The sequence below is a fragment of the Streptomyces sp. NPDC028305 genome (assembly GCF_055569495.1).
On sequence record NZ_JBVHTN010000009.1, the window covers coordinates 335,204 to 358,048 of the forward strand.

At 69.5% G+C, this 22,845-nt stretch carries 20 protein-coding genes and 1 pseudogene; 9 read left to right on the top strand and 12 right to left on the bottom strand.

The window, feature by feature from the left end:
* Window positions 1-28: 28 nt before the first annotated feature.
* Both ACZ4WQ_RS36620 and ACZ4WQ_RS36625 read left to right on the top strand, forming a co-directional pair.
* Window positions 29-952, top strand: a complete 924-nt coding sequence (locus tag ACZ4WQ_RS36620) for a zinc-binding alcohol dehydrogenase family protein (RefSeq protein ID WP_398375048.1) — start codon at window positions 29-31, stop codon at window positions 950-952.
* A gap of 84 nt (window positions 953-1,036) precedes the next feature.
* A complete protein-coding gene (locus tag ACZ4WQ_RS36625) occupies window positions 1,037-1,543 on the top strand; it encodes a GNAT family N-acetyltransferase (protein WP_398375220.1) in 507 nt (168 codons plus the stop codon).
* Window positions 1,544-1,661: 118 nt separating this feature from the next.
* Here ACZ4WQ_RS36625 and ACZ4WQ_RS36630 read toward each other — a convergent pair whose 3' ends face one another.
* Window positions 1,662-1,811: a hypothetical protein gene (locus ACZ4WQ_RS36630; RefSeq protein ID WP_398375050.1), complete on the bottom strand. Its 150-nt coding sequence runs from the start codon at window positions 1,809-1,811 to the stop codon at window positions 1,662-1,664.
* Window positions 1,812-2,077: 266 nt separating this feature from the next.
* Here ACZ4WQ_RS36630 and ACZ4WQ_RS36635 point away from each other — a divergent pair, with 266 nt between their 5' ends.
* Window positions 2,078-3,505: an MFS transporter gene (locus ACZ4WQ_RS36635; protein WP_398375051.1), complete on the top strand. Its 1,428-nt coding sequence runs from the start codon at window positions 2,078-2,080 to the stop codon at window positions 3,503-3,505.
* Window positions 3,506-3,595: 90 nt separating this feature from the next.
* Here the strand turns inward: ACZ4WQ_RS36635 and ACZ4WQ_RS36640 are convergent, their stop codons facing one another.
* The 7 genes from ACZ4WQ_RS36640 to ACZ4WQ_RS36670 form a co-directional block, all read right to left on the bottom strand.
* Window positions 3,596-4,987, bottom strand: a complete 1,392-nt coding sequence (locus ACZ4WQ_RS36640) for a cytochrome P450 (RefSeq protein WP_398375052.1) — start codon at window positions 4,985-4,987, stop codon at window positions 3,596-3,598.
* A gap of 184 nt (window positions 4,988-5,171) precedes the next feature.
* Window positions 5,172-5,372, bottom strand: a complete 201-nt coding sequence (locus ACZ4WQ_RS36645) for a winged helix-turn-helix transcriptional regulator (protein WP_394816747.1) — start codon at window positions 5,370-5,372, stop codon at window positions 5,172-5,174.
* Between the two features lie 3 nt (window positions 5,373-5,375).
* Window positions 5,376-5,993 (bottom strand): ALF repeat-containing protein, encoded by a 618-nt coding sequence (locus ACZ4WQ_RS36650; RefSeq protein WP_385338283.1) that lies wholly within the window; start codon window positions 5,991-5,993, stop codon window positions 5,376-5,378.
* Window positions 5,994-6,167: 174 nt separating this feature from the next.
* The gene (locus ACZ4WQ_RS36655; RefSeq protein WP_468022735.1) at window positions 6,168-6,563 is read right to left on the bottom strand and encodes a hypothetical protein; all 396 of its coding nucleotides are present in this window, start codon (window positions 6,561-6,563) and stop codon (window positions 6,168-6,170) included.
* Window positions 6,564-7,079: 516 nt separating this feature from the next.
* Window positions 7,080-8,525 carry a ThuA domain-containing protein gene (locus tag ACZ4WQ_RS36660; RefSeq protein ID WP_385338278.1) on the bottom strand — a complete coding sequence of 482 codons (1,446 nt, stop codon included), beginning with the start codon at window positions 8,523-8,525 and terminating at the stop codon, window positions 7,080-7,082.
* 62 nt (window positions 8,526-8,587) lie between these two features.
* A complete protein-coding gene (locus ACZ4WQ_RS36665) occupies window positions 8,588-11,032 on the bottom strand; it encodes a PQQ-dependent sugar dehydrogenase (protein WP_398375055.1) in 2,445 nt (814 codons plus the stop codon).
* Between the two features lie 262 nt (window positions 11,033-11,294).
* Window positions 11,295-12,233 carry a DMT family transporter gene (locus tag ACZ4WQ_RS36670; RefSeq protein WP_311724049.1) on the bottom strand — a complete coding sequence of 313 codons (939 nt, stop codon included), beginning with the start codon at window positions 12,231-12,233 and terminating at the stop codon, window positions 11,295-11,297.
* Between the two features lie 157 nt (window positions 12,234-12,390).
* On the opposite strand from ACZ4WQ_RS36670, the gene ACZ4WQ_RS36675 reads away from it, so the two are divergent.
* Window positions 12,391-12,843 (top strand): Lrp/AsnC family transcriptional regulator, encoded by a 453-nt coding sequence (locus ACZ4WQ_RS36675; protein WP_311724051.1) that lies wholly within the window; start codon window positions 12,391-12,393, stop codon window positions 12,841-12,843.
* Window positions 12,844-13,033: 190 nt separating this feature from the next.
* Here ACZ4WQ_RS36675 and ACZ4WQ_RS36680 read toward each other — a convergent pair whose 3' ends face one another.
* The 3 genes from ACZ4WQ_RS36680 to ACZ4WQ_RS36690 form a co-directional block, all read right to left on the bottom strand.
* Window positions 13,034-14,575 (bottom strand): MFS transporter, encoded by a 1,542-nt coding sequence (locus ACZ4WQ_RS36680; protein WP_358842734.1) that lies wholly within the window; start codon window positions 14,573-14,575, stop codon window positions 13,034-13,036.
* 435 nt (window positions 14,576-15,010) lie between these two features.
* Window positions 15,011-15,814, bottom strand: coding sequence for a DNA/RNA nuclease SfsA (locus tag ACZ4WQ_RS36685; RefSeq protein WP_398375057.1), 804 nt, complete (start codon window positions 15,812-15,814; stop codon window positions 15,011-15,013).
* A 170-nt stretch (window positions 15,815-15,984) separates the two neighbouring features.
* Complete coding sequence (locus ACZ4WQ_RS36690) at window positions 15,985-16,995, bottom strand: helix-turn-helix transcriptional regulator (RefSeq protein WP_398375059.1); 1,011 nt, start codon at window positions 16,993-16,995, stop codon at window positions 15,985-15,987.
* Between the two features lie 548 nt (window positions 16,996-17,543).
* Here ACZ4WQ_RS36690 and ACZ4WQ_RS36695 point away from each other — a divergent pair.
* The 3 genes from ACZ4WQ_RS36695 (at window position 17,544) to ACZ4WQ_RS36705 (ending at window position 19,666) form a co-directional block, all read left to right on the top strand.
* Complete coding sequence (locus tag ACZ4WQ_RS36695) at window positions 17,544-18,290, top strand: hypothetical protein (RefSeq protein WP_311724057.1); 747 nt, start codon at window positions 17,544-17,546, stop codon at window positions 18,288-18,290.
* A gap of 179 nt (window positions 18,291-18,469) precedes the next feature.
* Window positions 18,470-18,757, top strand: a complete 288-nt coding sequence (locus ACZ4WQ_RS36700; RefSeq protein ID WP_311724058.1) for a YiaA/YiaB family inner membrane protein — start codon at window positions 18,470-18,472, stop codon at window positions 18,755-18,757.
* Window positions 18,758-19,012: 255 nt separating this feature from the next.
* Window positions 19,013-19,666, top strand: coding sequence for a hypothetical protein (locus tag ACZ4WQ_RS36705; protein WP_311724059.1), 654 nt, complete (start codon window positions 19,013-19,015; stop codon window positions 19,664-19,666).
* 21 nt (window positions 19,667-19,687) lie between these two features.
* On the opposite strand, the gene uppS is transcribed toward ACZ4WQ_RS36705, so the two are convergent.
* Window positions 19,688-21,313 (bottom strand): polyprenyl diphosphate synthase, encoded by a 1,626-nt coding sequence (gene uppS, locus ACZ4WQ_RS36710; RefSeq protein ID WP_398375062.1) that lies wholly within the window; start codon window positions 21,311-21,313, stop codon window positions 19,688-19,690.
* Window positions 21,314-21,565: 252 nt separating this feature from the next.
* Between uppS and ACZ4WQ_RS36715 the strand changes: the two genes are divergently transcribed.
* Window positions 21,566-22,237, top strand: a complete 672-nt coding sequence (locus ACZ4WQ_RS36715) for a hypothetical protein (protein WP_385338255.1) — start codon at window positions 21,566-21,568, stop codon at window positions 22,235-22,237.
* Window positions 22,238-22,615: 378 nt separating this feature from the next.
* A pseudogene (locus tag ACZ4WQ_RS36720) lies at window positions 22,616-22,831 on the top strand (AAA family ATPase); the annotation flags it as partial.
* Window positions 22,832-22,845 lie beyond the last annotated feature (14 nt).

Here is a 22,845-nt window from a genome sequence, read left to right on the forward strand (position 1 = left end):
ATCTCAAGGATGTCGGAGGCGATCGCGCATGCGGCGTATTCGGTATGAAAACATCGGCGGACCCGAAACTCTGTTCCAGGAAGAAGTCCCCGTCCCGGACCCCGGAGCCGGTGAACTGCTCGTCAGGACCGAGGCGATCGGCGTCACGCTCCCCGTCGTACGCAAAGTGCGCGAGGGTACGCAGCCCATCCCGCTCGGCGGCGAGCTGGCCGGTGAAGTGGTACGCGTCGGCCAAGGCGTGAGCGGATACGCGCCGGGCGACCGGGTCACCGGCCTCTGCTTCGGGTACGGGTACGCGGAGTACGCGCTGCTGCACACCGCGATGGCCTCACCCGTCCCGGCGGGCGCCACCGCCAAGGACGCCGTGGCGCTGGTCCGCAGCGGTGTGGTGGCGCTCGGCGCACTGGAGGCCGCGCGCCCGGAGAAGGGCGAGTCGGTCCTGGTCACCGCGGCGGCGAGCGGGGTCGGCCATCTCGCCCTACAGCTAGCCCGGCTGAGGGGTGCCTCACGCGTCGTCGCCGCCGTGAGCGATCCCGCCAAGGCGGACTTCGTGCGCTCCGTCGGCGCCGATGCCGTGGTGACATACGAACAAGATGGCTGGGGCGAGCCGGTCGATATCGTGCTCGACGCGGTCGGCGGCGAACTGCTCACCCCCGCCGTCAAAGCGCTCGCGCCCGGCGGACGGCTGGTCGCGTACAGCTCGGGCGGCGGCACCATCGAGGCGTACGACCTCCTCGCCGGTGGCAAGTCGGCCATCGGGTTCCAGGTGGCGATCGTGGCCAGGACCCGGCCTGAGCGGTATGCGGGGTGGATCGAGGAGCTGTGGAGGCTGTTCGGCGAGGGCGCGCTGCGGCCCACGGTCCACGCGGAGTTCGCCCTCGCGGACGCGGCACGAGCACACGCGACGATCGAGGGCCGGGCCAATCGGGGAAAGGTCGTCCTCGTGCCCTGAGGACTGATCCGACGGCGAATCTTCTCGTAGTGTCGGATGGTCATCAGCAGCGGGAGCGGTCGGGCAGGAGCCAGCGTGGGCGTCATGAAGATCGGGGCCATCGAGACGAGCGGACTGAGCCTCGTACCGCTCGCTGTCGAGCACGCGGACGAGATGGCCGAGGTGCTCTCCGACCCTGCTCTGCATGCCTTCATCGGCGGTGTCCCGCACTCTCCACAGGCTTTGCGTTCACGGTATGAACGCCTGGTCGCCGGTTCACCTGATCCCTCCGTGACCTGGTGGAACTGGGTGATCCGGCTGCGCGAGGAGAAAAGCCTGACCGGGACGGTGCAGGCGACGATCAGCGCCGGCGAGCACGGGTGTGCGGCCGAGGTCGCCTGGGTGGTCGGGGCTCCGTGGCAAGGGCGCGGGATCGCCACCGAGGCGGCGCGAGGGCTGGTTGCCTGGCTACAGGAACAGGACATGCAGGCGATCTGTGCCCACATTCATCCGGATCATCATGCGTCCGCTGCCGTTGCCACTGCTGCCGGCCTGGCTCCCACCGGTCAGTGGCACGAAGGCGAGATCAGGTGGGAACTTCCGGCGAGGTAGCAAGCCACCGGCCCGGAGCGCCCAGGTCGGTGGCAAGAGCGGCGTGGGGGCAGCCGAGATACGGCCGGAAGGGATAGCAGGGCGATCTTGAAGCTGAATCACCCTGTACGCGCGACATTCAACGGGGTTCGCCGGTGTCGCGAAAGCTGTGCATGGTGAGGTCGTTGTTGATGGCGGAGGCCTGACGGATCGTGCCGAGTCCGGTGTCGGGCAGAGTGTCGGGCCAGTCGGCGGGTTCGACGAGGTGGTGCCGTCCAGCGAACAACACTGTGGCCAGGAGCGAGGCGCTTGGGCACCACGAGGGTGTCGCCGGCGCGCACGGCAGCCAGCGCCTGGTCATCCCTCCTTCGGGACGCCGAGGCCGAGCAGGATCTGGGGATCCCCTTACGAACGGCTCAAGAGGCCCCGCTATCTCTTTCGGCCGTATCTCGGCTGACCCTCGGCGTGCCTCACGAGCCGCCACTTGAACCGTCAAAGTGTGCCTTACTGTGACTTTTGGTGTAGGGCCTCCGTGGACGGGATGGAGTTGGGGCCGTGGCGTTCGCGGAATCGGCCGGTGGCGGCGAGCCCATGCCCTCTCCCGAGGCGGCACCGGAGCCCGAGCGAGAGTCCTGGGCACCGCTGCTGGCGGTGTGCGCCGGCTACTTCATGGTGATCCTGGATGTGACGATCATCAATGTCGCCGTGCCGGTGATCGGCCGGGAACTGTCGGCCTCGCTCACCGGTATCCAGTGGATCACCGATGGATACACCCTGGTCTTCGCCGGGTTCCTGCTGACCGGTGGCGCGCTGGGCGACCGGCTGGGCAACCGCCGGGTCTTCTGCTCGGGCGTGGCGGTGTTCACCGTGTCCTCAGCCGCGTGCGCACTGGCGCCCAGCGCCCCCTTCCTGGTCGCGGCCCGGCTGGTGGAGGGGCTCGGCGCGGCGCTGATCGTGCCCGGTTCCCTCGCCCTGCTCCAGCAGGCCTACCCGGCACCGACGGCACGCTCGCGGGCCTTCGGGCTGTGGGGTTCGATGGCGGGCATCGCAGCCTCCGCCGGGCCGCTGCTGGGCGGGTTGCTCGTCACCGTGGTGGGCTGGCGCTGGGTGTTCCTCATCAACCTGCCCGTCGGTGCGGCCTGTCTGGTGCTGACGCTGCGGCATGTGGCACGCTCGCCCCGGCGCGCTGCCCGGGCCCTGGACTGGCCGGCGCAGTGCGCGGTCGTGGCGGCGGTGGCGCTGCTCACCGCGGCGCTCAACGAGGCCGGACGGCGGGGCTGGTCCGATCCGGCTGTACTCGCCGCGGTGGGCCTGGCCGTGCTGGCCGGCGCGGCGTTCGCGGTGCGCGAGCGGCTGGCCCGGTCTCCTGCCCTGCCGCTGAACCTGCTGCGCTCTCGCGCGATGAGCGGCGGAGCCGTCATCGGGCTGCTGTTCAACTTCGGCTTCTACGGCATGGTGTTCACCGCCAGCCTCGAATTCCAGCATCAGCGCGGCTTCAGCGCCCTCGGCACCGGGCTGGCGCTGTTCCCGGCCGTGGCGATGACCATGTTCGCCTCCGCCCTGTCCGGGAGGCTGACCCGTCGCACCGGCGACCGTCCGCTGGTCATCTCCGGCATGCTCCTGGCTGCCCTGGGGCTCGCCGGCTGGGCCGCGGCGGGGGCCGACCCCGACTACCCGCTGCTGGTGGCCCCGATGATGGCCGCGGGGTTCGGCACCTCCTTCGCCCTCACCGGTTCGACCGCCACCGTGATGGGCGCCGCACCCCAGGCGTACTCAGGGGCGGCCTCCGCCCTGTTCAACACCACCCGCCAGATCGGCAGCGCCACCGGCGTAGCACTCGGCGGCAGCCTGCTCGCCATGGCCACCGACTACTCCACCGGGCTGCGCACCAGCATGGTCATCGGCGCGTTCGCCTACCTGGCCGCCGCCGCCATCGCGTGGTCGTGCGTTCCGACGCAGTCCCAAAAACGTAGGGAGACTTGAGGCAGTCGGGCAGGCCGCGACGGTCTTCGCCCCGCCATCAGCGCCCCCGGCTCCGGCGCACCCTTGAGAGCCCGCAGGTGACCTGGCGTCCTATGAGCCGTCCGGAGTGGGTGTGATGGTGGCGGGCGCCGGGCCGTCGGGGCGGACGGTGAGCCCGAAGACGGCCGAGGTCGGGGTGGTGTGGAAGGAGGGGGTGAAGGCGGGCAGCAGGTGTTCCAGGAGCACGGTCATCTCGCGCATCGCGAACTGTGCGCCCAGACAGGCTCGTGCGCCGATGCCGAAGGGGTAGTACGCGCCGTGCCGGGAGGAGGGACGGCTCTCGTCCGCGGCGGTGAACCGCTCGGGGTCGAATCGCTCGGGCTCGGGCCACAGCGCCGGGTCGCGGTGGGTGAGGTACGGGCACACGAAGATGTCGGTGCCGGCCGCGATGCGGTAGCCGGCGAGGGTGTCGTCCTCCGTGGCGTGGCGGGGCATCAGCCATACCGCCGGATAGAGCCGCAGGGTCTCCGAGGCGAGCGCCCGGATGGCACTTTCGCGTTCGGGTGAGCCCGCGGGTCCCGTGCTCAGCGCCCAACGGCGGGCCTCGGGGTGGCGGTCGAGCAGCAGATAGAGCCACGACAGGGTCTTGGCAGTGGTCTCGTAACCGGCGGCGAGCAGGGTGACCAGCTCGTCGCGGATCAACTGGTCGGTGTATTCGGGGTGGGTCGCCCCGGCGTCCACCAGGACGCGCAGCAAGCCGGGGCCTTCCGGGCCCGCCTCTCCTCGGCGGGCGGCCGCGATCGCGTGTTCGGCGACGGCGTCGATCCTCGCGAGGTCCGCGGCCACGGCGGCGCGCAACTCGGCTGCGCCGGCCGACCCGGAGGGGGTGGTCGGCAGGGCGGCCCCCACCGCCTCTACTGCGGCGAGTTCGCGGTTCGTGATCTCGTCGAGGGGGTGGCCGGTGAGAGAGCGCCAGACGGTGTCCAGAGCGAAGAAGCGCATGTCCTCGCCGACATCGGTCGGCGTGCCGGTACGGACGCACTGCGCCCAGTGGTCGGCGGCGCGGCGCGCGGCGCCGGCGATCCGCTGCTCGTAGCGGCGGATCCCCGCTCCGGTGAACTGGGCTTGGAGCAGGCGGCGCTGACGCTTCCACGGCTCCCCGACGGCAGAGAGCACCCCGTCCCCTACCAGCACGCGGGCCCGGTGGGAGCGCTTGACGTAGCGGTCGGGATGAAGGGCGAGGACGTGCTGCACCGCCTGCGGATCGGTGACCAGCACCGTGGGGCGCGGGCCGAGGCGCACCGCGCTGACCCCGCCGAGCTCGCGCGCCTGGGCCAGCAAATCGACCACCGCCCCCGAGGAAGCCCGCCACCGCTCGACGGCCGCCGCGTCGAGCTCCGGAGGCAGGGGAACGGAGCCGGGCCGGGGGGACGGAGAGGGGACGCCTTGCGGGGCTGCGGTGGCCAATGTGCTCTCCTGCTCGATGACTGCGTACCTGGACATGGGGGATAACGAGCGGCGGAGCCGGTCGATGACATCTCACCCGGCTTTCCAGCAAGCTACAGGTCTGCGGGAGAGTGCGACCGTGGCCAGGAACGTACGTCGAAAGGCCCTCCGGCAGGGTCCTGCGGCGGCGCACCGTGCCGGCCGGGCCAGGCGGCAGGCCCCGTCGCCGGGTGTGGTCGGCTCAGCGGCTGCCCGGGCGGGCGAGGTCGACTTCGGCCGCGAGTCTGAGGACCTGGCCGCCCACCAGCGCCTCCAGCCGGCGGCGGGCGGTGAGGAGGGAGGTGTCGGCGCGGTGGGCGAGGTCGGTGGAGGAGGCTCGTCCGTCCTCGAGCAGCGCGGCGATCAGCTGGTGGGCGACGGGCAGGAGGGCGGAGGTGCAGATCTGCTAGGCATCCACCTCGTACTGGCCGTGCTCCAGGAAATACCGCAATGCCTCCGGCGTGCCGATGTCAAGGGCCCGCTCCGCCGCCGCGCGGAGCGCATCACTGGTGGTCGGACTGGCGAGGATGCGGAAGATCGCGACGCGGTCGTCCTCGGCCTGGGCGAGGCGGTAGCCGGTCTCCAGGAAGGCGCGCAGGGTTTCTGGAGTGCCCTCGTCGAGGGCCTTGTTGGCCTCTCTGACAACCGCCTTGTCGTTGTTCTGTTGAGCGAGGGCGAGGATGCGGAAGACCGCGACGCGGTCGTCCTCGAACTGGGCTGCCCAGCGGCCCGTCTTCAGGAAGTACCGCTGGTCCTCGATGGTGCCGTCCATGGCCGCCTGCGCGGCGGCGTAGACGGCCTTGCCGGTGCCGGGGGCGGCGATGATGCGCATGATCGCGACCCGGACGTCGTCGTCGGACATCTCGTCCACGGGCGTGGTCGAGTCCTCCGCGTCCGACGTCGCCGCCACGCTGGTGGTCGAGGCGCCGGTCGCGTCAGTGGCGAAGGCAGGAGTGGCGGCGAGGAGCAGCGCCGGTGTCAGAGCGGTGGCCGCGAGGGTCAGGGCAGCGCGGGTCAGTCTCACGTGTGAACCTTCCTTGCGAACGTCGAGCAGGGGACTTCACGCAGAACCGAGGGATGGCACACGTCCTCAGGAAGCGGCGGCACATGGCCCGCCCTGAGCCTTGGTGCCCCATCCGCCGGTGCGAAAATGGTCGCTCTGAACGCGCTGGAGATCATTGCCGGAATCAGGCAGTCTTTACGGTTTGTTGTTGCCGTTCAGGCGGGGGCACACCCCGACGCTCCCAGGGAACGGGGGCCGTCCGCCGCCGTGCTGCTGCCCGCCGGGCCGTTCACGCTGGGGCGGAGGTGCGGAATTCGGCCCACACCACATGAGGGCGTCCACGGTGAAGGTGCCGGCCCGCCAGCGCAGGCCCGGGTCGATGCCGGGGAACGGCGCCGCGGCCCCGCCGGCCGCCAGCCGCTGGGCCCGGTGCAGGATGTCGGCGCGAAGTACGGCCTGCATGCGCGGCCAGTGCGGTGCGATCACGAGGGACCAGTACGTGTGCACGGCGTCGGCGACGCGGGTGAGCAGGCCGACGGGGTCTTCGTACGCCTGCTGGAGGCCGGGGGGGGGGGGGGGGCACTGCCGCACCGCTGGTGGCCTGGATCAGCTCCGTCTTCACGCGCTCGGCCGGCGTTGCCCGCGCAGCGGTGAACTCGTCGTCGATATCGGGGGACGGGCCGATCGGGTGCGGGGTCAGGAAGTCGGGGATGCGCCGATGCGGGCCGACCAGCGATTGCAGCAACGGCCAGTCGAGTTGCCGTAGCAGCGGGGTGCATCGGCGCAGAGAGTGCCGATGTTCGGCGTGCCGGACCGGGTTCTGCCACGCCCACAGGCTCAGAACAGTCTCCTGGAGGGGCGAACACGCGAACCAGACCGAGGCGAGGTCGTCCAGGTGGAGCCGTAGCCGCAGCATTCGGCCCAGAGTAAGAGGTCACGCAGATGGGCGCGGTGAGGGGGCCGAGCAGCTGCGTCCCGACCTCGGGGACCAGGGCCCGCTTCCGAATGGGTGGATGAGGTGGCGGCGGGGAGGAGGCAGCGTACTCCTTCCCGCCGCCGGCCGTCCCTACGACTCCCCTCGGGCCGTAGGGACGGCGGACCGGGCGGCTAGCGGTGGTGGTGGCCGCCGCTCTTCGCCGGCAGGTCCTTGACGCGGATGTTGCGGAAGGAGACCTCGTCCCCCTCCCCGTGGTTCTGGACGCCGACGTATCCCTGCCGCAGGCTGCGCGCCGGGTCCTGGTTGGTGAAGTCGTTGATCTTCACGCCGTTGAGCCAGATCCGCAGCCGCTCGCCCTGCACCCGGATCTCGTAGGTGTTCCACTCTCCCGGCGGGTTCAGCGCCGCGTCCCGCTTGGCGAGGTCGGCGGACTGGAAGCCGTAGACGGACCCGGTGGTGCGATCGGGGGCGTCCGTGGCGTCGATCTGCACCTCGTAGCCGTTGTCGACCGCCGACCAGGGGTCGTCGGAGGCCGGGAAGCCGATGAAGACACCGGAGTTGTCGTCGCCCGACACCTTCCAGTCGAGCTTGAGCGAGTACGAGCGCAGTTCGCGCGCCTGGTACCAGAGCAGGCCCATGCCGCCCGTCGAGGTGAGGGTTCCCGACGCGGTGTCGAGAGTGAAGCTCCCCGGGCCCGCCTGTTTCCAGCCGTCCGTCGAGGTGCCGTCGAACAGCGGGCGGTAGCCCTGTTCGGGGCGGCAGTCGGCTTGGGCGGCGTCGGTGGCGTAGCGGATGCCGCCGAGCAGGTGCTGCCGGAAGGCGGGGTCGGCGTAGGACTCCTTGGTGTGGCCGAAGCCGGTGTAGAAGGCACGGCCGCCGCGGTAGTCCTGGCACCAGGAGATGGGGTGGTCCTGCCCCATCGCCCCGCCCTCATAGGAGGCTTCGTCGAGCGAGGCGAGGACCTTCACCCGGTCCCGGGGATTGGCGCGATAGTTGTACCACTCGTCCGTCCGCTCCCACTGCGGTCCCAGATGCGCCGTCGCGGGATGGGCCCGATCCTCGACGTCCACCGTGGCCTGCTGGATCGCCGGGTGGGACTGGAAGTACGCCCCGACCAGGCCTTCGTAGAAGGGCCAGTCGTATTCGGTGTCGGCTGCGGCGTGGACGCCGACATAGCCGCCGCCCGCCCGCACATAGCGCTCGAAGGCGGACTGCTGGGCGGGGTCGAGGACGTCGCCGGTCGTGGAGAGGAAGACGACGGCGGCGTAGCGGGCGAGGTTGTCGGGGGTGAAGGCGGCGGCGTCCTCGGTGGCGTCGACGGCGAAACCGCCCTGCGCGCCGAGTTCCTCGATGGCGGCGATGCCGTCGGGGATCGAGTCATGGCGGAAGCCGGCCGTCTTGGAGAAGACCAGTACGCGGTCCGATGGGTCCGACGAACCCGCCGCGGCCGATGACGCGGCGGCCCTGGACGGGGCGGGCCCGGACGCGGCGGCGGGCAGCGCCGTCAGGGCGAGCAGCAAGGTGGCCGCCCCGACGGCGGCGAGGCGCGCCGAGCGCGGGGATCCGGTGTGGCGTCTGGAACGAGGCCCGGGATGCGGAGAAGAGTGCGGGTGCATGTCCGTTGTGTTCCTTCCTCCGGGCCGGGGGCGGCCGCGCGGACCGCCCCCGGCCCTGTTCGTCAGCCGGTGCCGATCGTGAAGTCGTCCACGTCGAAGAGCGCTCCCTCGCCGCCCTTGAAGACGAGACAGAGAGTGGTGCTACCGGTCGGGGGGTTCCGCAGTGTGGTCTTGACGTCCTGGAAGGTCTCCCAGCCGCCGGTCACCGGCACGGTGACGGTGCCGAGCAGCGGTCCGGTCGGGGATCCGGTGCGGATCTCCAGCGTGCCGCCGGCGCCCGCCGAGGAGACCCGGGCGGTGAAGTCCTTGGCGTTGCCGAGCACATACGGGGTGAAGGAGATCCAGTCGCCGTTGTGGATGTCGCCGACCGTCTTGCCGCCGTTGGCCGGCGCGTGGGAGATCACCGAGACGCCCTGGCTGTCGCCGTAGTGCTCGGCCTGCCGGTGCTTGGGCTGGACCCTGCTCTGGTCATGGGTGGTCAGCGGCGGCTGGCCGCCCCCGCCCCCGTCGGTGTACTCGGCGTCGAAGACCCCGAAGATGTTGGCGTTGGGGTCGTGCTCCCCGTCGGCGTTGGTCCTGATGGTGCCGGAGCAGCCGTTCGCCGTGGTGACGGGGTGGCCGTGGCTGTCGTGGCCGAGGATGTAGGTGACCTTGACCTTGGCGCAGTCGATGGTCCGGTCCTCGGGGTCGGTCACCTTGACCTCGAACGGGACCTCGTCGCCGAAGGTGAACAGCTGACCGTCGGCGGGCAGCCGCAGCGTCACCTTGGGCGCGGTGTTGCCGACCGTCAGGTGGACGCTGGCGCTGCCGGTGCGCCCGGAGGGGTCCTTGACGGTGACGGTAGCGGTGTAGGTGCCGTTCTTCCGGTAGGTGTGCGTGGGGTTGGCGGCGCTCGATGTGGTGCCGTCGCCGAAGTCCCAGCTGTAGGCGAGGGCGTCGCCGTCGGCGTCGGAGGTGCCCGCCGAGGAGAAGGCGACCCTCATGGGCGCCCTGCCGGAGGTGCGGTCGGCGCTCGCCTCGGCGATCGGTGAGTGGCCGCCCGTGGCGTTCTCGATCCGGTAGAGCGCGGAGTGCTCGTCCCCGTTGAAGTAGCCGAGGCCGTAGTCGAGGACGTACAGCGCGCCGTCCGGGCCGAAGGCCGAGTCCATGACCTGGGTGCCGCGCCACGGGAAGTCGTTGATCTTCTGCACTGTGCCGTCGTCACCCTGCTCGATCCGCTTGATCCACTGGCGGCCGAATTCGCCCGCGAAGAAGTCCCCGTCGTAGGACTCGGGGAACTTGACCGGGGAGTCGAGCGAGGCGTCGTAGCGGTAGACCGGCCCGGCCATCGGCGACTCGGAGCCGGAGCCGAACTCGGGTACGGAGTCGTTGTCGTACGGAATCCAGGCGGGCTGGGCGGGAGGCAGTTCGGTGAGCCCGGTGTTGTAGCGCGAGGTGTTCCTGGGCGCGGCGCAGTCGAAGGTCGCACCGGAGGTGCCGGTGGCGAAGTCGTAGTCCAGGTACGGCTTGTTGTCGGCGATGCAGTACGGCCAGCCGTAGTTGCCGGGCTTGGTGATCCGGGCGAACTCGACCGCGCCGCCCGGTCCCCGCTTGGGGTCGGCGGCGCCCGCGTCCGGGCCGTAGTCGCCGACGTAGACCGTGCCGGTCGGTTTGTCGACACTCATCCGGAAGGGGTTGCGGAAGCCCATCGCGTAGATCTCGGGCCGGGTCTTCTCGGCGCCGGGCGCGAAGAGGTTGCCGTCCGGGACGGTGTACGTACCGTCGTCGGCCACCTTGATCCGCAGGATCTTGCCGCGCAGGTCGTTGGTGTTGCCCGCGGAGCGCCGGGCGTCATAGGCGGGGTTGCGGCCCTCCCGCTCGTCGATGGGGGTGAAGCCGTCGGAGGCGAACGGATTGGTGTCGTCTCCGGTGGAGAGGTATAGATTGCCGTCGGTGTCGAAGTCGATGTCGCCGCCGACATGGCAGCAGATACCGCGTGAGGCGGGCACGTCGAGGACCTTCTTCTCACTGCTCAGGTCCAGGACGCCATCGGTCTTCAAGGTGAAGCGGGAGAGCCGGTTGACCCCGTCGAACCTGGCGAAGTCGGCGTCCGTGCCCTCGTTGGGGGCGTCGCCCGAGGGGGTGTCGAGCGGCGGCGCGTAGTAGAGGTAGATGGTGCGGTTCTCGCTGAACTGCGGGTCGATGCCGACGCCCTGGAGCCCCTCCTCGTCATGGGAGTAGACCGGGAGCTTGCCGGACACCATGGTGTCGCCCGCCGCGTCGGTCAGCCGCAGGGTGCCGTCGCGCGAGGTGTGCAGCACCGAGCGGTCCGGCAGTACGGCGAGCGACATCGGCTCACCGGTCTCCTCGGCCCCCTTGGCGAGGGTGACCTGCTGGAACTCCTCGGCGGCCGGGGCTGGTTGGTCCGCGACCGCCGGCGGAGCGCTGAACGCGAGCCCCGCGCCGACGAGCAGTCCGCTCGTGACGAGCGCGAGGGGCCCGCGCAGTCGAAGCCTTTTCCTGTGCACGCTGATCCTCCGTGGAAAGAGGGGGTGTACGGGCGGGCCGTCAGGCCACTGTGGCTGGCACAGGCGCGCGCCGTCGCGCCGGGGTGACCGGTCCGGGGAGAGGGGACCCCCTATGTGACCGGTACATCTCAAGGACCGTAGCGGTGTTTGTCCGGTTCGGAAACCCCTTTGACGCAAGCGGGCCGAGCTTCATCCACAGGCAGGATAAAGCCGGGGGCGCGGTTGTCTTCCCCGACCGGGGGCGCCCGGTGGAGGGACTCCTTCAGGTGCGCTCGCCGACCAGAGTCGGTTCGGGAGCTTCGGGTTCCACGATGGCCGTTCGGCGCTCGACCAACCCGAGCGCCACTCCCGCGACGATGATCACGCCGCCGAAGACCTGCGCGAGCCGGACCGTCTCTCCGTTGATCACCACGGCACCGAGCACACCGAACACCGGCACCAAGTTGAGGATGTTGACCGCGACGCTCGAGGTCATCCGGCGCAGACCGTAGTTGTAGAGGAGGAAGCCGCCGACGGAACACGCCACGGCCAGATAGGCGAGCAGCGCAGAGGCCGTGGCATCCGGCACCCGCCAGTCCCCGATCTCCAGGAGCGAGGCGAGCAGGAAGCCGGCGGCGCCCGCCACGGTCTGGTAGTAGGTGAGGTTCACCGCGTCCTGCCCGCGACCCGCGTACTTGCCCAGCACGTTGTACCCGGCCCACACCAGCCCGCCGAGCAGCAGCAGGACATCGCCGAACCAGCGTGCGGTGCCTCCGACTTCCGCCCCGTTGCGTACGACCAGGAAGGCTCCCGCCGTGGCGAGCAGCACACCGCTGACCCGGAGCAGCGGCATCCTGGTCCGGAAGACCACCAGTTCCAGGAGCATGGTCATCAGCGGATACGAGGCCACGATCAGGGAGGCGTCGGAGGCGGTCGACAGCTCGACGCCGATGTTCTCCAGCACGAAGTAGACCAGAATGCCGAGCAGGCCGCTCAGGTAGATCAGCCGTCGCTGGCGGGCATCCGGCCGGGCTACCGGGTTGCGGCGCATACGCACCATGATCGCGAGCAGCGCGGCGGCGATCGTGAAGCGGATGGCCCCGATGGTCAGCGGCCCGACGTCCGCCAGCACCTCCTTGGTCACCGCGTACGAGCTGCTCCAGAACAGCGCGGCCGCCACGACGGAACCGATCGCCAAGATCCTGGTCTTCCGCTCGTCCACCCCTGATGCCCCTTCCCGTCCGAACTCTCCGATTCCGCCCGACCGCATGGCGTAGATGCGAATCATGGACGGAAACATCGCGGGGATGCTAGCAATCGGTCCGTGGATATGGCACGCTGGCCGAACATAATTCGGCGTTCTGGGGGCTTGGCGGAATATGGACGAACTAGATTCGGCGCTGCTGCGGCTTCTTCAGCAAGATGGTCGGCGCACCAACCGGGATCTGGCACAGGAGTTGGGAATCGCCCCCTCCACCTGTCTGGAGCGGGTGCGCTCCCTCCGTGAGCGCGGCGTACTGCTCGGATTCCACGCCGAGGCGGACCTCCCTTCGATCGGCCGGGGGTTGCAGGCGATCATCGCCGTGCGGGTACGGCCGCCGACGCGTGCGGTCATCGAGCAGTTCCAGGCCTTCGTGGCTCGGATGCCCGAGGTGATCGCGGTCTTCGTGCTGACGGGCACCGACGACTTCCTCATCCATGTGGCGGTTCGCGACGCCGACCATCTGCACTCGGTGGTCCTGGACAAGCTGACCGAGCGAAAGGAGCTCGCGGACGTACGCACCTCGGTGGTCTACGGGCACCTGCGCAAGAACGTCATCGAGCCGATGTGAGGCCCGGCTTGATGGTGACAGGAGTGTGGGGTCAGCCCGCAACACGACGCAACACGATGTTCGGCGGCCAGTCCCTGCTCTTGGAGGGGCGCGCGGTGCGCGGGCAGGCAGGTCCCGCTGAGGTCCTCGGGGTCTTGCGAGGGGGAGTCGGCGCACCGCGCGCGGTTTCGGGAGTGCTCAGCCCGAGGGGTCAGCCCATGTGAACGGCGGGGGCTCCGTCCTCGGTGTGCTGCCGTTCGGCGTTGATGGCCAGCACGGTGATGGCAAGCCCCGCGAGGAACATGGCGCCCGCGGCGGCGAAAGCCATGGTGTAGCCGTGGGTCAGAGCCTCGCCGGCGCGGCTCGCCAGGCCGACGTCCTTGGTGGCGAGCGCTCGGTAGAGAGTGGTCGCCGCGTCGGGGAGCTTGTCGTTGGCGGCCGAGGTGGCGATCGTCGACAGCACGGCGAGGCCGAGAGCGCCGCCGATCTGCTGGGCGGTGTTCAGCAGCGCCGACGCGATGCCCGTGTCGTGGTGGGCGACGTCGCTGACCGCGCCGAGGGTCATCGGTACGAAGCTCATGCCCAGGCCGAGGGCGGTGACGAACATCGCGGGCATGAGGTGCGCGGCATAGGAGGAGCCGGGCTCCAGAGTGGCGAACCAGAACATGCCGGCGGCCCCGACCAGCAACCCCGGGCCGGCGATCAGCCGGGGTGCGAAGTGCGTGACCAGCTTGGAGCTGATGCCGGCTGCTGTGGCCATCCCGAAGCTGAAGGGGAGGTAGGCGAAGCCGGTCCTCACCGGGCTGTAGCCGAGGATCAACTGCATGTACAGCGTCAGGAAGTAGAACGTGGCGAACATGCCCGCGCCGATAAACAGCATCGTGGCGTAGCTGCCGGAGCGGCTGCGGTCCTTGAGCAGGCGCAGCGGCATCATCGGGTCTGCGGTGCGGGCCTGGAGCAGCAGGAACGCGCTGAGCAGTACGGCCGCTCCGACGAAGGAGGTCAGGGTCAGTGCGTTGGTCCAGCCGTGCTCGCCACCCCGGGTGATGCCGTAGACCAGGGCGATCAGACCGCCGGTGCCGGTGACGGCGCCGGGTATGTCCAGGCGGCCGGGGTGGCGCTCCGCCTCGACGAGGGTGTTCGTGCCGACGAGCACGGCCAGGCCGATGGGGATGTTGACGAAGAACACCCAGCGCCAGTCCAGGAGATCGGTGAGCGTGCCGCCGAGCAGCAGGCCGACCGTGGCGCCGACGCCGCCCATCGCCGCGTACACGCCCATCGCGGTGTTGCGCGACTTGCCCTGGGGGAACGTGGTGGTGATCAGAGCCAGGGCGCTGGGTGCGGCGAGCGCGGCGCCGACGCCCTGTAGGACGCGGGCGGCGATCAGCAGGCCCTCGCCCGGGGCCAGGCCGCCAAGCAGCGAGGCCAGGGTGAAGACGGCGATGCCGGCCCGGAACATGCGCCGTCGTCCGAAGAGGTCACCGGCCCGTCCACCGAGCAGCAGCAGTCCGCCGAAGGCCAGCGCGTAGGAGTTGACGATCCAGGCGAGGTTCGCGTCGGTGACGTTCAGGTCGGTCTGGATGGCGGGCAGCGCGATGTTGGTGATGGTGGCGTCGAGGACCACCATCAGCTGGGCGGCCGCGATGACGATCAGGGCCAGCCCGAGGTGACGGCCCCGCCCCGGCGGCGCGGTGGGCGTATCGGCCGGTGCGACGGCTGCGGCCGCGCGGTCGGTGGACATGCCGGTAGACATGAAAGAGGGCTCCAGAGGAGAGTGAATTGGCACTGCCGCGCAAACGCTTCGTTGTGGAAGTCTGCGGCAGCGGCGGAAAGCGGCATCGCGGATGCGAATGAGAAAGACCCTAGCATCGTCCGCTGCTTGGTTCGGACCGAGACGGATATGACGAAAGTCCGGCTTGACAAGGTGAGTTGCTGTGTGGGCACTGAAAATCTACCGGATCGCCCCGGGGAATAATGCACGCCAAATGGCCACCCGACTCGGATATCGGATGGCCTGTAAATTGAGGAGAAATGAAAGTCTTCAGGTGGGGAGTTTGGCCGGGGTGCGGTGCCGTAAGCGGAATTGTTGAACTGCCGCGTTATTCCGGCCGATGCTTCTCGCCGCGGCATCGCCGTGCCCCGAAGGCGGAGACCACTTCTTCCCCGTCGCCTCCGGCTTTGTGAGGGATCAGTGTCGGTCGGCGGGCCTCGCGGGTCGTTGGGTGAACTGGGCGGTGAGTTCGGTCTGACGGCCGACGCGGACGCCGTTGGCGTCGAGGAGGAAGTTCACCTGCCAGATCTCGACGCCCTGGTCGACGGCCGCGGCGACCTTCGTCCGGACGGCGGCCTGTCGGGTGCTGGGGTTGGGTCCGACCTGGAAGCCAGGGTTGTCGTAGAGGAAGCAGACGATAAGGATCGCGCGCTGGTGGCCGCCGAGGCTGTCGCCGAGTTCGCCGATGTGCCGGATCATGCGGTCGGTGGAATCGAAGGGAGCCTGCCTGCGTGTCCTGATGTGTCTGCCCAGCGGGGCCTGGACGTGCTGGAGCGGCGTCTTGACCTCGATATAGGTGTCGTCGTTGACGAGGAAGTCGAGGCGGGAGTGGCCCAGGGCCTGCTCGCACAGCACGGTCCGGGCGGTAATCATGTCGGTCAGGAGGTTGTGGCGCAGGGCGGTCTCGATAGAGCGGTTGGCGGCGTTCTGGTTGATGCCGATCCAGGTGGGCTCGGGGGCGTCGGGTGGGTCGAGGGAGATGGCCTCGACGGTGTGGGTGGTTTTGCGGGCAGGGTTGTCGCTGCGGGACAGCAGGCACGGCAGGCCGTCGAGGACGAAGTTGCCAATCCGGCCGGTGGTGGGGCAGTGGCAGGCCACGGATGTGCCCGTGATGTCGGCCTCGATGATGAACCGGTTGGGGCGGCGGATGATCGTCGCGGGCTGTAGTGGCGCGGCGAAGTGGATCATGCCGTCGGTCACATGGATGTCCTCGGCGGGCATGGCGGTCTTCTTCTCCTTTCCTGTGTCCTGACTCCACGGGCAGCGCCGGCGTGGTTCACCGGCATGTCCGAGAACGCGGCCTCCGGTGTCGGGATCGGCCCCTGACCTGCGGCAACAGGTGCCCGGCGACGGGCTGTGAGCAGCGGTGCGGATGCCTGTGCGCAGACCATTCAGGAACCGTCCGGTGGACGAGCGAGGGTGGCCGGGGCGGTTGGGGGGTAGAGGGCCGCCGTTGCCTGGGCCGTCGCCCGGAGTGCGTCCTGGAGCTCGGGTGGATCGACGACCTCGACCTTCGGACCGAAGGACAGCAGGGTGGTGGCGTGGCCGAGGGAACGGAACTGCAACGTCAGTTCGGTCGCCTCGGTGTCCGGGCGGCTGTGTGTGCCTGCGGGGGCTGCGAGTTCGGTGTGGTGGACCCGCAGGAACCGGGCGAGGGTGTCAGGGGCCACGCGGACCGTGACTTTTACCGGTCGCTCCACGTTCTCCACCTCGCGTCGCAGGTCCCGCCACACGTGTTGTAGCTCCACGCCAGGGCGGAGACGGGCTTGCTCGGACAGGACGCTCGCGGTCACGACCCGATCGGCGCGGAAGAGCTTCGGCCGCGTCTGGTGGTCGGCTACCAGGTACCAGACGCCGGCCTTGTTCACGAGCCCGTAGGCATCCAACGTGTAGGAGCGTTCGCTTCCGTCACGGCCGTGGCGGTAACGGACGCGCAGCCGCTGGTCGCCGAACACCGCGTCCTGTAGGCAGGCCAGCCCCGGGACCGGAGCGGGAGTGGCGCCGGTGTGCCACCGGTCGGGCTCGATGAGCACTCGGCGGCTGGCCAGGTCGGCTTCCGGGCGGTGGACCTCGGGGAGCACTGCCATGATCTTGCGGAGGGCGGACCCCATGGCCTGGCCCAGCCCGAGATCGGCGTGGGCACTGTCGGACAGGAGCACGAACAGCGCCCGTGTCTCGTCCGCCGTGAGGCCGCTGACGTCCGTACGGTAACCGGGTACCAGCGCGATGCCGCCGTGCGGCCCGCGCTCCGTGTAGACGGGGACGCCGGCCGCTGACAGGGCCTCGATGTCACGCATCACCGTCCGCACGGACACCTCAAGGCGCTCGGCCAGTTCCCTGGCGGACGTCTGCCCGTGCGTTTGCAGCAGGAGCAGGAGGGCCAGTAGCCGCTCCGAACGCACAGCCCACCTCCTTGTTGTCTCCGATGATTCGGCCACCGGGCGGCGACCATCGGGGCGAAGTCCTTCCAGAACTCCCGGTAGCCTTACTTGCCGGTCACCTCACCGGCCGGCAGGTTCTCCAGCGCGTCGACGTCTCGGGCGAACGGTTGTCAGTCATCGCGCTTCTCCTCGGGGTCATCACTCGATGGGAACACTCCCACCGTAAAGCTGCATTTATGACATCTAGCGTCATATATAGAAGAGAGATCTTTTCCGTCGACGCGGCGATGCCCGACCGTCCAGTCGAGCGCTCGCCGACCACACAGGGCTCTCCACTGATCACGGAACGCGCGAACACCGGGTTGGCCGCCGTCTGAAGATCCGTCCCGCGCTTCGCGGGTCACGTACGGCGGGCTCCCGGCGGTGCTGGGCTGGGATTGACCGGTACAGGTCCGTGGCTCGGGTGTGGGCCTGGCTGTGGTAGCCGTACCCGTAGCGCTCCTTGGGCGTATGCCACGATCAACCGGCAGGCGAGAGCCGCCGTGGCAGCAGCGGAAGGGATCCGTGCCATGTTCTCTGTCGAAGATCGGGACCGCCTCCGAGAACGTCTCATCCAGTTTGCCGAAGCTGACGAGGCGGTCACTGGAGCGGCTCTCACCGGGTCACAAGCCAACGGGCACAGCGACGAATGGTCGGACACCGACCTGGTTCTCGCGATCCGCGACGAACTCGCTGTGTCCTCGAGCCGCTGGACACAGTGGCTCCACGACGAGTTCGGCGCCCTGCATCACTGGGACCTGCCGGCCGATCGCAGGATCATCCGCGTGTTCCTCTTGCCCGGCTGGCTGGAAGTCGACATCAGCTTCTGTCCCGAAGAGGAGTTCGGCCCACGAGGCCCGCAGTGGCGGACCATCTTCGGTGAGGAACGATCCCTGGCCCCCTTCCCGCGGCCCGACCGTGACGCCCTGATCGGCCTCGCCTGGCACCACGCTTTGCATGCCCACATCTCCGTCCAGCGAGGCCGGGCATGGCAGGCTGAATACTGGATCAGCGCCTTACGTGATCATGTTGTGGCACTGGCGTGCCTACGCCTCGGCCATACAGCCGTCCACGCGAAAGGCGCCCACCTGCTCCCGATGACAATGACTGTGCCACTTGAAGCAACGCTCGTCCGCTCGGTCACAGAACCGGAGCTACGACGGGCCTTGAAGGCAGCGGTTACGGTGCTGACAGACGAACTCGAGCGTGCCGACTCCCAACTCGCCACAAGGCTCGGCCCCATGTTGGCTGAGCTGGGAGAGCGGAGTCAGGAGTGAACCACGCCTTCTCAGTGAGCAAGCCGGGCGTGGCCGGAGCGGATCGCGGAGACCGCGGCGGCGGTACCTGGTTCTTGCGCGGTGCACCACGAGGTTCTGCGGAGGGCGCCCGTCTTCTGAGTACCTCCTGAGTATCTGGTCGGATGCGGAGTCGGCCACGTTCAGCGATTCTTGCCCGCATGAGTGAGACACCGGTCAAGCAGCAGAGTACGGCCGCGTTCTACGGCCAGGCGGTCGCCTCGTTCGCTGTCGCCATGGCGGCCACCGCCATCGGCATCTTCCGGCTGAACGCCGACGCCTGGGTGCGCGGCTTTCTGGCCATCGCCGTGCTCTACCTGGTGACTTCCGCTTTCACCCTGGCCAAGGTGATTCGGGACCGGCAGGAGGCCGGGCAGATCGTCAGCCGGGTCGACCAGGCGCGGATGGAGAAGCTGCTCGCCGAGCACGACCCCTTCGAAAAGCTGTGAGCACTTCCGTATCCCCTCCATGAGACCCCTGGCTTGGGAACCGCTGCGACCGTGCCGTTTGGCGAAGGCGCCGGGCGAGGCGCGACGCAAGGGGGCCGGCTGAGGTCGCCGTGGCGGGGGTGAAGCGTGTTGGCCTTGGCTGTCGCGCTTTCGAGTGGTTTGTTCTTCGTTGCGATCCCGGGGGTGCCCGCGTGGCCCGATGATCCCAACCCCCGGGCCGTGGCCTGCGGCCCGAGAAGGGATGGAGGCACATCGATGAGCGCAACGCGACGTTCGGTGTTGGGCGCGGCCATGGCCGGGCCGTTACTGGCCCAGTTCACAGGGGCGGCATCCGCCGCCACCGCCGAGCCGGGCACGCTGGGCACGGTCTCCGAGGGCTGGGTCGAGGTCCGCTGGACCGAGCAGGCCCAGGTGCTTCTGGACCGTTTCCAGGCGGTGGTGGAGGCGGTGGCCCCGGCTCAGCTGGTGCGGGACGCCCAGGGTGGGGCGATCCGCTTCCCGGTGCGGTCCGGGCAGGGCGACCCGTCCGCGGCCGACCCGCCGAGGGCTCACGGCGACGGTCGGCTCGACGGCGGAGTCGACATCCGCACACCGGATGGCAACGTGCGGGTGACCGGCCTGGAAGGTGCTCTTCAGGACGGGCTCGCGTCCGGGAAGTGTGTGGTCAACGGAGTCGATCTCGGACACCAGGCGGTGGTCCGGCCGGGCCTGGACAAGGGAGTGCTGAAGACGGAGAGCGTGCCGCTGGGCAAGCCGATGAAAGTCCGGATGACCGATGTGCCGCTGCGGCCCACGCCCGAGCTGGTGGAAACGTTCAGCAACACCTTCGGCGACGCCGGCTTCACCACCGACACAGTGCTGGCGCACGTGACCGCCGAGGGCGTGTACACGCCGCCGCCGAAGGCGTGAGGGATCGTCGGCCCGGACTGCTCAGCCGGTCCGGGCCGGCTCTTCACGGCCGGCCTGAGCGGGCAGGCCACTACGACTGCCAAAGCGGCGCTCGCGCGCCGCGTAGGCGGTGACGGCGTCGCGTAGCCGGGCCAGGTCGTAGTCGGGCCACAGGGTGGGGTCGAAGACCAGCTCCGCATAGGAGAGGTGCCAGGGCAGGAAGTTGCTGATCCGCTGCTCACCGGAGGTGCGGACCAGCAGATCGACGTCGGGGAGTTCCGGCACATACAGATGCCGGGTGAGGTCGGCGGGGCCGATGTCCTCGGGGCGGATCGTGCCCGCCACCGCTTCGGCGGCCAGCGCACGTGCGGCGGCGGTGAGTTCCTCCCGCCCGCCGTAGTCCACGCAGACAGTGAACGTGAGCACGTCGTTGTGGCAGGTCATGCTCTCCATCAGCGTGAGCGCGGACGCCAGCGAGGTGTCGATCCTGTCGCGCCGCCCGCACCAGCGCACCTGCACGCCGAGCCTGTGCAGCCACTGCGCACCCTGGGTGATCCCGTCGGCGAGGGTGTCGAACAGGGCTGCCAGCTCCTCCGGCGAGCGGCCCCAGTTCTCCGTGGAGAACGTGTAGACGCTCAGATGCCGGATGCCCAGCCGCAAAGCCGCGTTGACCAGCCGCAGGGCCGCTCGCTCACCCGCGCGGTGGCCCTGCGGCACCGGCAGGCCGCGGGCCTCGGCCCAGCGCCGGTTTCCGTCCATGATCACTGCGACATGGCCGGGCACCGGTCCCTGATCCGGCCGCGCCGGGCGGCGGCGCGCACTGCCGTCCAGGCTCATCGGATCCACTCCGTCCGCCAGCACCTGGGAGCGCAGCAGCGTCGCCTCGTCGTAGGGCAGCTGCGCGCCGAGCAGGAGGGTGTGCAGGAACGGCTGGTACTGCACCCCTACCATCCCGGTGACCGGTGCGGCCTCATCCAACAGTTCGCGCCAGTGGGCGAGTTGGACGTCCACGAACGCGTCCAACGCCTGCCGGTGTACGCCGCTTCGCAGGTCACCGACCTCCAGCCCGAGCCGGCGCAGGTCCTCCCTCGGCAGGTAGCAGCGGCCCGCCGCGAGGTCGGCCGGCAGGTCCTCGAAAATGTCCGCCACCTGGCACGCTTCGAACAGCGCCGACACCAGCCGCAGGGCCTCGGGGCCGCGCGGCTCCAGCAGGGCGACCCACAGCTCGGCCACGGCACCCGCGATTCCGCGCAGGTAGTCGCGCCGGAGGTCCGCGAAGGTCTCGAACACCGGCACAGCCGCGCAGTCGGCCCGCACGGTGTCGAGATACTCCTCGATCAGCGCCTGGTCGAGATCCCACCTGTGCACCGTGTCCACGAACGCCCGCCGCACCGGATGCGTGCTGCGCCCGGATCGCAGCTCGGCCAGGGTGTCGGCCTGCCAGCGGGCGAAACGCTCCTGGCGGCCCTCCGGCGAGCCCTCGTCGGCGATCCGGTCCGTTTGCACAGTCCATCCGTGAATCGCGTGGACGAACGGCCTGACCGCTGCGGGCAGCGTGTCGGTTGCCGTCCACAGCGCGGCCAGGGACTGCCGCACCTCGGTCTCGCACGCCTCGTACGCCTCGCGCAGCTCCGGCGAGTCGCCGAACGCCCCCTCGCTCCACACCACTTCCGGACCTCCCCTCCCGGGCCGCCAGGGTCGGCAGCCTCCGCCAGCGCTAACGATCCACCGGCCCCTCGGTGGCGAACTGTTCACCGCGGCCCCGACGGGATCTCGCGGTGGGCGGTGTTTTCGGACAGGCTGGCGGCGGGCCTGGCGTTCGGCCTGGTCGGCGACCTTTGATATGTGCGTCGTCCACCTCGTATGCCTGGGCGGAGACGAGGGCTCTGGAGTGTCAGTGGTGTCGGCTTGGATGTCCGCATGACGGTTCATGATGTTGCGCGAGCTCTTCCTGACATTCCCGCCCTTCGGGATCTGTGCCGGTCGATGGCCATGGCGGAGGCGGTGTTGAGCCCGGATGGTGAGCGGTACTACTCGTTCAGCGCGACGTGGTCACCGACGGAGGAGATCGCCTCGATGCGCAACGGCTCCGGTGACGAGTTCGATGTCGTGTTCTCCCCGGCGGGCACGTATGTCCGGGGCTTCGATCACGAGTCGCCAATGAGTCCTTACGTCGACGATGGGCTGTGGCCCGGGGTTGTGGACTCGGTCCCCGATGTGTTTCGTGGGCACGTCTTGGAGCCGGCCTTCGGCGACGATGGCGTGCCCTGCGTGACTGCCTGCATGTGGCGTGAGGCCGCGAGCGACCGGTGGCAGACAGGAGAGATCCACTTCCCCGAGGGGTACGCGGACCCCGACGGTGCCGACTGGCTGTTTCAGTTGCTGACCGACCCGACGCCGGAAGCGTTCCAGAGGTTCGCCGAGGATTACTACGAGACCGCGGTGGATATCGACGCGGTGCGCCACGTGTATGAACTCCGTCCGCTCAACCGGCAGACGGTTCGCGCTCTGAACAGCACGGTGTCGCTGTCGGCCGTGGCAGCTGCCGCCGCCGGGATCGGCTTTCCTGTCGATGGCGAACTGCTGCTGTGAAACACAGGGGGCGGTGGGCTTGTCCGGCGGGGCGGGCCACCTGGAGCGGGTATTGCTCTACGGGTCGTGGGCCTCGCACGGGTCGCCGTCGTCACGGTTGTGCCCATGGACGCGCAGCCGGTAGTCGCCGGGGCGGGGTAGCTGGAGCCGCTTGATGGGGTCGTTCCCGCCGTCCGTTCCGGCGCGGCCCGGCCGGTATCGCCGCTGGAGATCCGCGCTACCCGCGCGGCTCTCTGTGACCTTGCTCGGATGGAGGATCGTTTTCGAGCACAGCCCCGGTAGCCTCTATCACCCTCAGCTGCTTGTCACTTCGTCGTGGCTTCGGGGACCAGGGCCGTCTCGTCAGCCCGACAGGGCGTTACAGGCAAGGACTTGAGTGTGAGCTCACAGGACGCGCAGGACACCTCCAAGAGGCTGCGGGCGATCAGCGGCGAGCTGTCGGACCGTTTCTACGAGCGGGCCGACGTGGTGCGGACGCTGGTGGTGACGCTGCTGGTCGGGCAGCACTCGTTAGTACTCGGCCCGCCCGGAACGGCGAAGTCCGAGATGGCCCGGGAGCTCACGGGCAGAGTCGAGGGGGCGGCGTACTGGGAGGCGCGCCGCTGGAC

What these genes read in the sequence shown, in the direction of transcription:
- ACZ4WQ_RS36620 (WP_398375048.1), top strand. Translation starts at nt 29, where the DNA reads ATGCGGCGTATTCGGTATGAAAACATCGGCGGACCCGAAACTCTGTTC.
- ACZ4WQ_RS36625 (WP_398375220.1), top strand. Translation starts at nt 1,037, where the DNA reads ATGAAGATCGGGGCCATCGAGACGAGCGGACTGAGCCTCGTACCGCTC.
- ACZ4WQ_RS36640 (WP_398375052.1), bottom strand. Translation starts at nt 4,987, where the DNA reads ATGTCCAGGTACGCAGTCATCGAGCAGGAGAGCACATTGGCCACCGCA.
- ACZ4WQ_RS36660 (WP_385338278.1), bottom strand. Translation starts at nt 8,525, where the DNA reads ATGCACCCGCACTCTTCTCCGCATCCCGGGCCTCGTTCCAGACGCCAC.
- ACZ4WQ_RS36675 (WP_311724051.1), top strand. Translation starts at nt 12,391, where the DNA reads ATGGACGAACTAGATTCGGCGCTGCTGCGGCTTCTTCAGCAAGATGGT.
- ACZ4WQ_RS36680 (WP_358842734.1), bottom strand. Translation starts at nt 14,575, where the DNA reads ATGTCTACCGGCATGTCCACCGACCGCGCGGCCGCAGCCGTCGCACCG.
- ACZ4WQ_RS36685 (WP_398375057.1), bottom strand. Translation starts at nt 15,814, where the DNA reads ATGCCCGCCGAGGACATCCATGTGACCGACGGCATGATCCACTTCGCC.
- ACZ4WQ_RS36695 (WP_311724057.1), top strand. Translation starts at nt 17,544, where the DNA reads ATGTTCTCTGTCGAAGATCGGGACCGCCTCCGAGAACGTCTCATCCAG.
- ACZ4WQ_RS36700 (WP_311724058.1), top strand. Translation starts at nt 18,470, where the DNA reads ATGAGTGAGACACCGGTCAAGCAGCAGAGTACGGCCGCGTTCTACGGC.
- ACZ4WQ_RS36705 (WP_311724059.1), top strand. Translation starts at nt 19,013, where the DNA reads ATGAGCGCAACGCGACGTTCGGTGTTGGGCGCGGCCATGGCCGGGCCG.
- ACZ4WQ_RS36715 (WP_385338255.1), top strand. Translation starts at nt 21,566, where the DNA reads ATGACGGTTCATGATGTTGCGCGAGCTCTTCCTGACATTCCCGCCCTT.